Annotated in this window: 11 protein-coding genes; 6 read left to right on the top strand and 5 right to left on the bottom strand. The window is 57.3% G+C overall.

Annotation, left to right across the window (positions count from 1 at the left end):
- The first annotated feature begins 418 nt into the window (after nt 1-418).
- Nucleotides 419-2,533 (top strand): pectate lyase family protein, encoded by a 2,115-nt coding sequence (locus ACFSW5_RS08450; protein WP_379271814.1) that lies wholly within the window; start codon nt 419-421, stop codon nt 2,531-2,533.
- Nucleotides 2,534-2,564: 31 nt separating this feature from the next.
- On the opposite strand, the gene ACFSW5_RS08445 is transcribed toward ACFSW5_RS08450, so the two are convergent.
- Entirely contained in the window at nt 2,565-3,941 is a 1,377-nt protein-coding gene (locus tag ACFSW5_RS08445; RefSeq protein ID WP_379271407.1) for an aminotransferase-like domain-containing protein, read from the bottom strand.
- Between the two features lie 155 nt (nt 3,942-4,096).
- On the opposite strand from ACFSW5_RS08445, the gene ACFSW5_RS08440 reads away from it, so the two are divergent.
- Entirely contained in the window at nt 4,097-4,519 is a 423-nt protein-coding gene (locus ACFSW5_RS08440; RefSeq protein ID WP_379271404.1) for a GNAT family N-acetyltransferase, read from the top strand.
- Between the two features lie 162 nt (nt 4,520-4,681).
- Here ACFSW5_RS08440 and ACFSW5_RS08435 read toward each other — a convergent pair whose 3' ends face one another.
- The 4 genes from ACFSW5_RS08435 to ACFSW5_RS08420 form a co-directional block, all read right to left on the bottom strand.
- On the bottom strand, nt 4,682-5,008 hold the full coding sequence (locus ACFSW5_RS08435; protein ID WP_379271401.1) for a hypothetical protein: 327 nt from the start codon (nt 5,006-5,008) through the stop codon (nt 4,682-4,684).
- 24 nt (nt 5,009-5,032) lie between these two features.
- Nucleotides 5,033-5,671, bottom strand: coding sequence for a metal-dependent hydrolase (locus ACFSW5_RS08430; RefSeq protein ID WP_379271399.1), 639 nt, complete (start codon nt 5,669-5,671; stop codon nt 5,033-5,035).
- 260 nt (nt 5,672-5,931) lie between these two features.
- Nucleotides 5,932-6,945, bottom strand: coding sequence for an LLM class flavin-dependent oxidoreductase (locus ACFSW5_RS08425; protein ID WP_379271396.1), 1,014 nt, complete (start codon nt 6,943-6,945; stop codon nt 5,932-5,934).
- Entirely contained in the window at nt 6,938-7,660 is a 723-nt protein-coding gene (locus tag ACFSW5_RS08420) for a DsbA family oxidoreductase (protein WP_379271394.1), read from the bottom strand. Before ACFSW5_RS08420 ends, ACFSW5_RS08425 begins: the two co-directional genes overlap by 8 nt.
- Before the next feature lie 157 nt (nt 7,661-7,817).
- Between ACFSW5_RS08420 and ACFSW5_RS08415 the strand changes: the two genes are divergently transcribed.
- The 4 genes from ACFSW5_RS08415 (at nt 7,818) to ACFSW5_RS08400 (ending at nt 13,581) form a co-directional block, all read left to right on the top strand.
- Complete coding sequence (locus ACFSW5_RS08415; protein ID WP_379271391.1) at nt 7,818-8,177, top strand: winged helix-turn-helix transcriptional regulator; 360 nt, start codon at nt 7,818-7,820, stop codon at nt 8,175-8,177.
- Nucleotides 8,170-8,847, top strand: a complete 678-nt coding sequence (locus ACFSW5_RS08410) for a response regulator transcription factor (RefSeq protein ID WP_379271389.1) — start codon at nt 8,170-8,172, stop codon at nt 8,845-8,847. The genes ACFSW5_RS08415 and ACFSW5_RS08410 overlap by 8 nt, the downstream gene beginning before the upstream one ends.
- Nucleotides 8,844-10,259: a sensor histidine kinase gene (locus tag ACFSW5_RS08405; RefSeq protein WP_379271386.1), complete on the top strand. Its 1,416-nt coding sequence runs from the start codon at nt 8,844-8,846 to the stop codon at nt 10,257-10,259. Before ACFSW5_RS08410 ends, ACFSW5_RS08405 begins: the two co-directional genes overlap by 4 nt.
- Nucleotides 10,260-10,479: 220 nt before the next feature.
- A complete protein-coding gene (locus ACFSW5_RS08400; RefSeq protein WP_379271384.1) occupies nt 10,480-13,581 on the top strand; it encodes an efflux RND transporter permease subunit in 3,102 nt (1,033 codons plus the stop codon).
- The last annotated feature ends 14 nt before the right edge of the window (nt 13,582-13,595 follow it).

Below are 13,595 nucleotides of genomic sequence, written 5' to 3'. Positions count from 1 at the left end.
GAGCAGCTATCCGGGCTCTTTGAGCGCCGGATATTTAGAGCCGTTTTGGGCTGATGCCCAAAGCGGCTTTTTTATGTTGGATTTTACGTGTTCCTTTATCCCTTGGTCAACGGCCGTAACCGGTTATGGCCGTTCGCGTCGTATTTGGAGTTGCGATTTCTAATGAACTGATTATTGCTGAAACCCGGGACGAACGCGATAGTAAAAGCAACGGCAGCATGGCCGTGCCTCGGCAGGGGCGGGTCGGCTCCTGAACGAGACGGTCTGAACGGCCGTCGGAACGGAAGGGGGAATGCGGGCGGCAAGCGTCAACGTTATCGATTTGCTGCATGCCGGGTTGCCGGCAGAGCATACAGGCAGAACGTTGGATTCATCGTATTCATCGTATTTATTGAGAGGAGGAACGGTTTTGTTCGCTATGGGGAAAACTCGGCGGCCTAAAGCGATCGTTTCGTTAATCGTATGCTTGTCGCTTATGGCCGGCTTATTTTATTTTGGAGGCGTTTCATCGGCTGCGGTGCAGTTCAGCGACGACTTTGAGGACGGCAATGCCGACGGCTGGACGGTTCAATACGGCACCTGGTCTGTCGAGCAGGAGGGAAGCGGCTATGTTTACTATCAATCGGGGACGAGCACGGAAGCCCGCTCTTCCGCAGGCGACGCGGCATGGACGGACTACAGCGTGTCCGCCGACGTGACGGTCGAGGATTTCGGCGGCTCGAACCGGGCGTTAGTTGCGGGAAGGTATCAGGACGGGAACAATTATTATGCCTTGTCGCTCTATAACAGCAGCGGAGGCAAGCTGGAAATCCGGAAAAAAAGCGGAGGGTCCTCCTCTACGCTTGTTTCCAAGACGTATCCGCTTGCCGCGGGGACCGTTTACAACGTAAAGCTGGAGCTGGCGGGATCGACCATTAACGCTTACGTAAACGGCGTGCTGGAGCTGACGGCTTCGGACAGCGCCATCGCTTCCGGCGGCATCGGCCTTGTGGCCAAGGCGGCCGTGAAATACGACAATATCGTCGTATCGGACGCGGGAGCAGTACCTTCGCCAAGCCCTGCGCCGACGGCAACGCCGGAGCCGACGCCAACCGGCTCGCCGGAGCCGACGGCAACTCCGACGCCGACGGCAACTCCGACGCCGACGGCAACTCCGGAACCGACGCCAAGTCCGACTCCGAGTCCGTCTTCTTCGCCCGGGACGCAAAGCGAATACGATTTGACCGGATTTTCATCCGGCAATCCCGGCGGGGGCAACCTTTCGGAAACCGATTCCGCCTACCGGAAAGTGTATACGGCGGCGGAACTGGGCGCTGCCTTGAAGAGAGGCTCGGGCGTCAAAGTGGTGGAAATTATGAACGATTTGAATTTGGGCTGGAACGAAATTCCGGCGTCGGCCCAAACTTCTCCTTTTGCCGCCCATAATACGCCGTTGACGCATCCGGTGCTGCTGGAGACCGGCGTAAGCAAAATCACGATCGACGGCTTCAACGGGCTGACGATTTTTTCCGCCAACGGGGCGAAGATCAAGCATGCGGCCTTCACGATTAAGCGCAGCTCCAACGTCATCATCCGCAATCTGGAGTTTGACGAGCTGTGGGAGTGGGACGAATCGAGCAAAGGGGATTACGACCGGAACGACTGGGATTACTTGACGATCGAAGAATCGAGCAAGGTGTGGATTGACCACTGCACCTTCAATAAAGCGTATGACGGATTGGTGGACGTGAAGAAGGGAACGAGCGGCGTGACGATCTCCTGGTCGGTGTTCCAGGGCGACGACGGCGGTTCCGGAAGCTGGGTCACGCAGCAAATTAACGCGCTTGAAGCGAATCCGCCGGCTTATCCGATGTACGCTTATTTGCGCAGCAGCGCGGTAGGCCTTAGCAAAGCGGACATTATTGCGGTTGCGGCAAGCCAGAAGAAAGGACATCTGGTCGGGGCGACGGAATTCGCTTCGGACAATGCCGAGCTGGAAGTCACTTTGCACCATAACTATTACAAAGACATCCAGGATCGGATGCCCCGCCTTCGCGGAGGCAACGCGCATGCCTACAATATCGTCATGGATAATGCGGACGCATGGGTGGCCAAGCAAAAAATAACGCCGGCGATGGAGGCAGCGCTCTCTTCCAAGGGCTATAAATTCGGCGTGACGAGCAACGGCGCGATTTCCACGGAAAACGGCGCGGTGCTGGTCGAAAAATCGGTTATCACCGATATCGCGTCCCCGGTGCGCAACAACCAGACCGATCCGGAAGACGCAAGCTATACGGGCAAAATCCGCGTCCTCGACACGATCTATTCGCTGAACGGCGTTTCGTACCGGGGAGGCAGCGAATCCTCCGGCAGCCCGCTGGCTCCGGTGCCGGCCCCGGCGATCGCTTTCTCATGGAACGGCTTTACGAATTTGCCGTACAGCTATGCGACGGACGATCCCGCTTCCCTGCAGGCCAGATTAACGGCCTCGAACGGGGCGGGAGCGGGCAAGCTGACGTGGGCGAAAGCCAACTGGCTGCTCACCGATTATTAATATTAACGAGTTGCGGCTTCGCGCCGCTTCGCTAGATCCAGTGTATGGAAGAGCGAAGCAGCCGAAGCCGCTTCTGCTGCAAGCGTTCGATTTCTTCGCGGACGATCCGAAGGCCTGCGGCGATTTGCGCTTCATTGGTTCGGATGATGCCGATCCGCAGCCCTTTCGGGTAAGCGGAGCCGGGCAAGTAGCAGCCGTCCGTGGGCATGACCGTTACGCCGCGATCGCGGAGCAGGCCGGCAAGCGTAACCGGATCGACGTGCTCCGGCAGGTATAGGGTTGCGAACAAGCCGCCGGCAGGCACGTCCATCCGGCAGAAGCCGTCCGACAGATCCCGTGCGGCGATGCGCAGCGCCTCCATCCGTCCCGTATAGCGTTCCCGCATCGATGCGGCATGACGGTCAAACAGGCCGCTTTCCAAATACAGCTCCAGAGCCGCCTGCGACAAGGCGGCCGTGCTGGAGTCGGCCGACGATTTGAACCTGCGGAACGTCTCCAGCAGCTTGTCCGGCACGACCGCCGCGGCGAGACGGAGACCGGGAAGCATGACTTTGGAGAAGCTTTTGACATAAACGACGTGTCCGCTGCCGTCCAAGCTGTAAAGCGGGTCGTTCTTCCTGTCGCATTCGAGGTCGGCCAGATAGTCGTCCTCCACAATATAGACGCCGTAGCGTTCCGCGAGACGGACAATCTCCTCCTTCTGCCGACGCGGCAGGCTGAAGCCGGTCGGGTTGTGGAAGCGCGGCACCGTATAAAAAAATTTAATCCTGCCGCTTTGAAACCGGGCCTCCAGCTCTTGTATGTCAAAGCCGGCCTCCGTCCTGCAAATGCCGACGGCCGGCACGCGAAGAAGCTGCAGCGTCCGTACCATCCCGGCGAAAGCGGGCTGCTCGATCAGAACGGCTTCGCCGCCGTTCGGGAAAGGCATCCCCGCCAGGATGTGCAGCGCCTGCTGTGCGCCCGACACGACGGAAATATGGTTGATGTCGGCAAATACTTGCGCCGCCGCGAGATGCCGCACAAGCGACCGGCGAAGCGAAGGGAAGCCTTGCGGATCGGAATAAGCGAACAGCAGGTCCTGGTATAGCTCAATCGCCCGGTTCAAGCACTGGCGGAACGCGTCGGTCGGCATGACCTCCGGGTCCGGAACGGCCGAAGCGAAATCGGCGATAACGGTCGGCCCGTTCTCTTTCGGGACAGGCCGGCTCACCGCGAAGTATCCGCTTTTGGGCACGGCGTAGATGAGCCGTTCCTTCTCCAGTTCGCCGTATGCGCGAATCGCCGTATTGATGCTGCAGCCGTAGGCTTCCGCCGTTTCCCGCAGCGACGGCAGCTTGTCTCCGGGCTTAATCGCGCCGGTCCGAACGGCTTCCTTCAGCTTGGACGTAATGGCTTCGTATTTGTTCACGCTTGCGGCCCCTTTCGTCTGTATGGGTACAGCCGCCGAATTTTATCCTGTCTGGCAGGCGGTTGTATCCATTATACTTCGGATACGGCAGGCTGCGGCAGCCGAAGGCAAAGGGCTTCCGGCGGCAGACTCCCAAACGAAGCGGAGGGATACGGATGGAGCGCAAACATGAACTGTTGCCTTATTGGATCAGCGATTCGAAAGAAAGGCTCGATCGGGACAAAATCGCGGAGCTGCTCGGAACGGCTTATTGGTCCTCGAAAAGAAGCCGCGCCACGATCGAAGCCGGCATCGATGCTTCTTTATGCTTCGGCATTTATGACGAGAACGGGCAGCAGGCCGGATTCTCCCGGGTCATTACCGACGGGGCGACGTTTTCCTACATTTGCGACGTCATCATCGATCCGGGGCACCGGGGAAAAGGGCTTGGCAAATGGCTGGTCCGAACGATGCTCGCGCACCCGGACGTACAGCCGACGAACAAAATGCTGGCTACCCGCGACGCCCACGGATTGTACGAGCAGTTCGGCTTCCAACGGGCGGAAGCGCTAAGACTGGAGCGGGCCGCGACTCCGTAACCGGGGTTGCTAAGCCATGCAGCGCCGGCTGACTGATTGTCCGGTCCGTCCGCAACGCGGATTGGCAAGCTTACCGCGCCTTCTCTCCGGAAGGATCGACGGCGCGGAAGCCTTGCATCTGATGCCGGGCTTACTTTCTCGCCGAAACGGTTCGTCCTTTGTCTAGGACGAGGAAGGCGTCCCGGCTTGGCGCCGTTTAAGCTTGCCGATCTCCTCCGTCACGACAAACGACAGATCGACATTATTGTACAGCGACAATACGCCAAGCACGGTCTCGTGCGGGATATCGCCGGCCTCTTCCTTAGGCACCGTTAAAGACAATGCTTGCTGCAGCGCTTCGTTGGCTCCCTGATCCGGATAAGCGCGTCCGTACAGCTCGACGGGGTCAAGCCCGTTGTTGACGCACCATTGGGCGAACACAAGAATCATCATTTGCTCGTCCCGCCGGTAGCTTTCAATAATTTGCTTCTCTAATTCCTTGTTGCTCATCGTTTCGTTCTCCCGTGCATAAAGTTAAAGTTTGAATGACTTTTTGTAGAAAGGATAAAGCCATTTCACGCCGTTCGTCGTCAGCGTGTCGGCGAGCAGATGGGAGACGTATCCGGCTATGGCGGCATTCGCGATGCCCTCAAGACCGATATCCTTCTCCAGCTCCGTCCCGATCCATCCCCACGCCAGCACCGCCCACAGCGTATGCGTCAGTCCGCGGTGGCTCAGCCATGGCGCCCATACGATAAATACGCCCAGGCCGATCAGCCAGCTTTTCCCGAGAGACCACCCGGCATACACAAGACCGGCGCCGATGGCGCTGACCAAGGCGTTCCGGATAAAGCCCTGCTTCGTTATAAATCCGATCAGCAGGACGACGGCCGACGCGGCGGTCAGCTCAAGGGAAAAAACGCCTTTCACGGCGTAAAGTCCCGCCGTAAAAGCGGCCAGCAGAATGCCGGCCCATAACATCACATTTCGGAGCAGCTTGGATACTTTGCCGATTTTGCTGCTCAGCATGCTGGGCCCGTCCAAGTCCGCGCTAAGGGCGGAGAAGGCGGCCGTCCCGATGTACAAAGCGGCGGCGGTGGCGGTAAACGGATAATACGCCGATGCGATGACGCCGATTCCGACGCCGATCGCCAGATGTGTCGTTCCTCTCATGCATGGCCCCTCCCGATGTTTGTTGCCCTGGGGGCACGGTGGATGATGCCGCTCGAGCCGCTTGTGCGGCGGCTAAACGGCCAAAGCAAACATATGTTTGCTTTGTTATTATACATGTCCGGGAGACGGCTGTACAGGACCGGACGGATAAGAGATCATTGCTTGGAAATAGAAAGAGAACCCGCATGTAAGAATACAATTGCGGGTTCTCCGTTTATTCTTGCGATCTTTGAAACGAGTATCGTCGCGTCAGCGGCGTCTTATTTCCCCGTCATGCCGAATTCCTTGGCGATCAGCTCGTACGAGCGGATGCGCGCCTCCGGATCGTGGATCGGCGTGTTGATCAATATTTCGCTCACGTTGTAGCTTTCGCCCATCCGGAGCAGCTGCTCCTTCACCTGGGCGGGCGTGCCGATGACGCGGCGCTGGCGGATTTGCTGAATATGCAGCCGGTCCATCTCCGTATACGGATAGTCCGTCGCCGTCTGCACCGACGGCAGATACGGCATTTCGAGGCCGGTGCGGATGCCGAGGAACAACAGGTCCGCGCTCCGCGCCAGACGGTCCGCTTCCTCTTCGGTCTCGGCGCAGATGGCCAGCGTCGCGATCATCGACCGGGGTTTATCCTCCAGCGCCTCATTCGGCTCGAAATGCGTGTTGTAGTAATGCGTCGCTTCCTCGCCGCCCGGCGTGCCGAAAAATTCCGCAAACGCATAGGAGGTGCCCAGCATGGCGGCAATTCTCGCGCTTTCGCCGCTGGAGCCGAGCAGCCATACTTCCGGCGCGGTCGGAATAACGGGCGAAGCGATCAGCTTCTCGAACGGATGACCCGCCGGCAGCTTGTCGTGGAAGTAGCCGACAATATCGAGCACCTGCTGCGGGTATTTGTTAATGTCGACGTATTTGTCCTGCTGCAGCGCCCGCGTCGCCAGCGGCATTCCGCCGGGCGCGCGTCCGAGTCCGAGGTCGATCCGGCCGGGATGAAGCGCTTCGAGCAGCCGGAAGTTCTCGGCGACCTTGTACGCGCTGTAGTGCGGCAGCATGATGCCGCCCGAGCCGACGCGGATGCTGGACGTCGCCGCCGCCAGATGGGCGATGAGCACCTCGGGGCTCGAAAAGGCGAGCGCCCTCATCGAATGGTGCTCGGACACCCAGAACCGGGCGTACCCGAGCTTCTCCGTCTCTTGGGCGAGCTTCGTCGCTTCGTACAAGCCGTCCGTTGCCGTTCTTCCTTCGCTGACGTAAACCTGATCGAGAACGCCAAGCTTAATCATCGTTTGACCCTCCTTGTCCCGGGACGGCGCACCCGTCGTCTCCGCATACGTCCGCGTCTCCGCCTACGACCGTAAGCGGCGCGCTCTCTTCCCATGCTTTGTTCAGCGCCTCCAGAAACACCTCCGGCGGCTGCGCGCCGGACACTCCGTATTTGCGGTCGATGACGAAGAAAGGCACGCCTCTCGCGCCAAGACGCGCGGCTTCTTCCTCGTCGGCGCGAACGTCGCCGGCGTAGCCGCCGTCCTGCAGCGCGCGCAGCGCTTCCCCGCGGTCCAGCCCGACCTCCGCGGCCAGATCGGCCAGCGTCTCATGGTCGCCGATATGCTTGCCCTCCGTAAAATAAGCGCGCAGCAGCCGCTCGGTCATCTCCGCCGCTTTGCCGCGCGATGCGGAAAAATGAGACAAACGGTGAGCATCGAACGTATTAGTTAATATCGCTTCGTCGAATCGGTACTCCAGCCCGACCTGAGCGGCCTGACCGGTTAAATTCGCATGGTTGGCGACGGCCTGCTCTCGGCTCATCCCGTATTTTTTGGCTATCATGTCATGGACGTCGCAGCCGAAATCGCGGGGAGCGTTCGGATCGAGCTCAAAGCTTTTGTAAACGACCTCGACGCCTTCCTTATGTTCAAACCGGGCGAGCGCGGCTTCGAACCGCCGTTTGCCGATATAACAGAAGGGACATATATAATCGGACCAAATCTCGACTTTCATCGTAATACCAAATCCTCCTTCAGACCGAGGCGATGACAACGCCCGGAAATTACTCTAAGATTATAGAAAATAACAGCGAAGCACAAGTACTACGGATTTTCATAGGTAGTATGCAAAATCATACTGCCTTGGCCGGCTGCAAGGAAGGAAGATTGTCATGAGTGCCAAATCCAACGCCGCATTCGAGGAATGTCCAATCGTTCAAGCGCAACATTTGATTTCCGGCAAATGGAAAATCATTATTTTATGGGAGCTGCGGGAGGGGGAAAAAAGATTCAGCGAGCTGCAGCGGGCGATCCCGCTTGTCACCCAGTCGATGCTGACCCAGCAGCTGCGCGATATGGAGAAATCCGGCCTTATTCACCGGGAAGTATACCGCGAGGTGCCGCCCAAGGTGGAATATTCGCTTACGCCCATTGCCCGCGAGCTGTTGCCCGTGCTGCAGCAGCTTGACGACTGGGGGGCGAAATATATGGCAAATCAAGCACAGACGGAAGGAAAGACCAGTGATGGCTAATATTTTGATCGTAGACGATGACCCGGATATTCGGGAGCTTATTCGGTTCTATATGCTGGAAGAAGCGTTTCAGGTACTGGAAGCCGGCAACGGCAAGGAAGCGGTCAAAGAAATGCGCAAACGTCATGTGGACCTTGTCGTGATGGACGTGATGATGCCCGATATGGACGGCTGGGAGCTATGTTCGCATATTAAGGAGCATTACCCCGAAGTTCCGATTATTATGGTTACCGCCAAAAGAGAAACGACGCAAAAGATCAAAGGCTTTAACATGGGAGCCGACGATTACCTCGTCAAGCCGTTCGACCCCCTCGAGCTGGCCGTTAGGGTGAAAAACCTGCTTCGCCGGTACAAGATCGAGGCTTCCTCGAAGCTGCCGGTCGGCAATGTCGTTCTGGATAAAAACCGTTACGAAGCCGTGTGGGAGGACGGACCGGTTCCGCTGCCGGTAAAGGAATTCGAGCTGCTGTTCAAGCTGGCCAGCAATCCGGGCAAAATTTATACCCGCAACCAGCTCATCCAGCAAATTTGGGGCACGAACTATTACGGCGACGAGCGCACGGTCGACGTACATATTAAACGGCTTCGGGAACGGTTTCCCGAGGAAAGAACGGCCTTCTCGATCGTGACCAAGCGGGGGCTCGGCTACAAGCTCGAGATGAAGGCATGATCGGCAAGTCGCTGTACGTACGCATTGTCGCCACCTTCGTCGCCGCCGTCCTTCTCGGCGTCTCTTGCGCGTATTTGTATATGATCGTCGTTAACAAGGACCGGATACGCGACAGTTTCTATACGCAATTAGAAGGCTATGCCGAGGACGTAGCTTCCATTTACGAGATGTTCGATATCGAGCAGGCCGAATATTACATGAAAAACAAGCATTACCGGAACAATTTCCGGGTTAGCATTTTCGACGCCGAAGGGCGGCTGACGCGTTACGGCAACGCCGATTCCTCCTTGCAGCTGCTTGCCGGCAAACAAGATATTTTGAACGTGCTGCAAGGCGTAAGCTACAAGCGGTTCTTGGACGCCGATGGCATCGCCGAGGTAGGCATCCCGCTTCGGATCGACGGAGAAACCTACGCCATGGTCATTACGATGATGAACGAAGATATGGGCATGGAATGGCGATTTCTCATCATTCAGGATATGGGGATTTTTCTTGCCGCCGGCAGCCTGTTCGTCGTTTTGGCGGCAACCTTTTTGGTCCGTCCGCTTATAGGCATGAAGGAAGCGATGGAGCGGATCGCCAGAGGGGAATTCGACATCGACCTGAAGTGGACGCGGAGGAAGGACGAGATCGGCGATCTTGCCCGAAGCTTCGATAATATGGCCCGGGAAATTAAACAGATGGAGGAGATGCGGCAGTCGTTCGTCTCCAACGTCTCCCACGAGATCCAATCGCCGCTTACGACCATCTCCGGTTTTTCGAAGACGCTGCAGCGGCCGGACATTCCCGAGGAAACGAGGCAGCGGTATTTGCGGATCATCCATAACGAAAGCGAGCGCTTGTCCCGTCTGAGCGACAGCCTTCTGCAGCTCGCCTCGCTCGACTCGGAGCATCATCCGTTCGAGCGGACGCGCTTCGATCTGGCGGAACAGCTCCGCGAGGTCGTGCTCGCCTGCGAGCCGCATTGGAGCGCCAAAAAGCTGAACGTCAAGCTGAGGCTGCACGGGGAGGTTATCGTTTATGCCGATGCCGACCAGCTGAATCAGGTATGGCTGAACCTGGTGGGCAACAGCATCAAGTTTACGCCCGAAGGGGGCTCGATCGAGCTTGCCGTCAAGTCCGCAGGCGAGAGAGTGGCCGTTACCGTATCGGATACGGGCAGCGGCATTCGTCCGGAGGACCGGGAGCGGATCTTCGAAAGATTTTACAAAGGGGATCAGTCCCGGGACAAAAAAGTGCCCGGCAGCGGCCTCGGACTTGCCATCGTAAAGAAAATCGTCACGCTGCACGGAGGTACCGTGCAGGCAAGGCCGAGAGCTTCGGGCGGAACGGAAGTGACGGTATCGATACCGTCCGGCTTGAAGGAGCTTCGCAGGCAAGAGGAGCTCCGGGAAAGATTCCGGCTGTATTAACCGCGGCCGTTCGTCTCCGAAGCGCTTCCATAAAATTTTTCTCATGAACTTTGAATCGATTCATAGTGAGTTCATATTCGAGCGTTAACTTGGATATTAGTATGGCGTTTTACGCCGAAACGGTTCGTCCTTGGACAAGGACGACGAAGTCGTTTCTGCTTGAAGGAGTTGAAGGGAAGATGAACGTTTTGTTGAAAAAGGGTAACAGGAGGTGTGCCGCTTGAAGGGATTGCTTCATTTTTCGATGAATCGCATTTCAGCCATGGTTATTATTATCGCAATCCTTTTTGGAGGAGGGCTTTATTCGGCATCCTCGTTAAAAGTCGAGAACATTCCGGATATTTCGTTTCCGCTCGTCATGGTCATGACCAATTATCCGGCGGCGCCGCAGGATGTCATGGACGAAGTGACGGAGCCGATCGAGGAGAAGCTGGAGAACATGGCGGATCTCGACGCAATCAGCTCCACCTCGAGCGATAACGTGTCAACCGTTATGGTTCAGTTCGAGCAAGGCGTCGACGTAGACAAGAAAAAGCAGGAAATACAAGATTTGCTTCAAGACGTTTCGCTGCCGGAGGCGGCTTCGGAGCCGGAGGCCATGACGTTTGGCTTCGCCTCGATTCCGGCCTATTATTTGACCGTATACGCCGGGGAAGGCATGTCCCAGAAACAGCTGGACGACTTGTACAGCAACGTCATCGAGCCGGGTCTGACCTCCGTCGACGATATGGACCATCTCGACAGCATCGGCGTGCAGGACACGTCGCTGGATATCAAGCTGGACGCCGACGCTCTGACGGCGTTCGGATTGTCGCCGTCTTCGGTCACCCAGGTGATCCAATCCGCGTTGTTGGACGGGGCGATCGGCCAAGTGGAGTTCGACGGCAAGGAGCAGATGGCCCGCGTCAGCGGCGATCTGGACAGCTTGTACATTCTCGAAAATCTGGCGCTTACTTCCGCGCAAGGACAAAAGCTGACGCTTAGCGACGTAGCCGACATTCAAGCGATTAAAGAATCCGAGTTTATCGCCCGGATGGACGGCAAGCCGGCGATCGGCGTCAATCTGTACAAAACGAGCGAAGGCAACGCCGTCGATTTTTCGAGCGCAATTAAGGAAAAAATCGCGCAGTGGGAGCAGCAATATCCGAATTTGACGTTTAAAACGACGTACGACAGCGCCGACGAGGTTAAAAAATCGATCTACGGCCTGCTGAAGGAAGGCGCGATGGGCATCGTGCTTGCCGCGATCATGATTCTGCTCTTCCTGAGAAACGTGCGGATGACCGCGATCGTCCTCGTGTCGATCCCGCTGTCCATCCTGATTACGCTCATTTTGATGCACAGCATGAACGTCACGCTGAACATCATGTCGCTGGGCGGCATCTTTATCGCGGTCGGGCGGATCGTCGACGACAGTATCGTCGTCATCGAAAACATTTACACGCAGCTGGAAAAGGCGCAGGAGAAAGGCGAATCGGTCATTGTTCTGGCCGTTAAGCAGGTCGCGATGGCCATCACCTCTTCCACGCTCGTAACGGCGGCCGTATTCCTGCCGCTCGCCTTGGTCGGCGGCATCGTCGGCGAAATGTTCCGCCCGTTCGGCCTGGCGGTATCGTCCGCGCTGCTGGCTTCGCTCGTCGTGGCGCTCACCGTCATACCGATGATGGCCAAGCTGATGGTGCTTAAAGGCAAGAAGAAAGCCGAGCATAAAGAACATACCGACGGCAAAACGACCTTGTTCTACGAAAAAGTGCTGACATGGACGTTAAATCATAAAATCAAAACGCTGCTCATTACGTTTGTGCTGTTTATCGTAACCATCGGCGGGGCTTCGCCTTTCCTGATCGTGAACTTCATGGACATGGGCGAAGAGCCGAAGCAAATGAATTTCAGCATTAAGCTGCCGTATGAAACTTCCTTCGTAAGCACCGACCTTCAGGCGCAGCAGCTGGAAGAGCTGCTGCGGGAATCGAAGGATACGAACGGCGATCCGCTGTTTACCTTTATCGAAACGCTGGTCGGCTATAACGGCGACGACGAACGGACGTCCTACGCCGCCGAGATTATTACCGAAGTGAACGAGAACGCGGACCCGGCCGCGGTCAAAGAGCAATTCGAGCCGTTGATCTTAAGCATGCTGCCGAAAGGCTCCGAGATTACGATCTCGTCGCTTTCGGGCGGGGGCGGAGGGATGACGACAACCGACTTCTCTTACGTGCTTAGGGGCGACGATCAGGAAGCGCTGGAGCAAGCCGCGGAAATCGTCAAAGCGAAGCTTCAGGAGTTCCCCGAGCTGAAGGATATCGAAGATTCGCTGTCCGACGCCAAAACGGAAATTCAAATCCACGTAGACAACGTAAAGGCGAACCAATTCGGTTTAACCGCCGCTTCGATCCGTTCCGCCGCCGCAGCCTGGATATCCAAGCAGGAGCTTGGCGACATCCGGCTGGACAACGTCTTGTACACGACTTCGGTCGAGCTTGACCCGGCGGACAAAAATTCGATCGAGCAGCTGGGACGGATGCCGCTGACGTCGGCGACCGGCGAAACGGTTTACTTAAACGAAGTCGCCAAGCTGGAAGAGGTGGAGGCGCCCGCTTCCTTGACGCGCGAGGACGGCTACCAGATCGTTAAGGTCGACGCCGCGATCGATTCCAAGAACAAGGCCGCGATCAGCGCGCAGATCGCGCTTGCGCTGCAGGACCTGGAGCTGCCGGAAGGCGTATCGCCTCAAGTGGCCGGCGTCACGGAGCAAATTCAAGAAAGCTTTACGCAGCTGTTTGTGGCTATGGCCGTCGCGGTCGCGATCGTTTATTTGATCATGGTGCTCTGCTTCGGCAACGCCGGCACGCCGTTCGCGATTTTGTTCTCGCTGCCGCTGGCCGTTATCGGGGGCATCCTCGGCCTCGTCATTACGCGCGAATCGCTGAACGTAACGTCGATGATCGGATTCCTGATGCTGATCGGTATCGTTATTACGAACGCCATCGTGCTGCTCGACCGGGCGCAGCAGCTTCGCCATGAAGGGCACGACGTTCGGTTCGCCACGGTAGAGGCCGGCAAAGTCCGCCTTCGTCCGATCATCATGACGGCCGGCGCGACGATCGCGGCCATGCTGCCGCTCGCGCTCGGGTTGTCCGAAGGAACGCTTATATCGAAGGGCTTGGCCGTTGTCGTTATCGGCGGCTTAACGACGTCGACGATTCTGACGCTTGTCGTCGTTCCGGTTATTTACGAAATGCTCGAGAGAGTGAAGGATAGATTCTCGCGCCGTTCGCATCGCAAGCCGGATGCCGCTGGCGAAACAGGGATTGAATTGTAGAGAGGGGTTGCTGG

Origin of the sequence: Paenibacillus thailandensis, assembly GCF_042685365.1 — a bacterium.
Classification (GTDB): domain Bacteria; phylum Bacillota; class Bacilli; order Paenibacillales; family Paenibacillaceae; genus Paenibacillus_AP; species Paenibacillus_AP thailandensis.
Note: the sequence above shows the minus strand (reverse complement) of the source record. Positions and strands in the feature narration are given on the sequence as shown.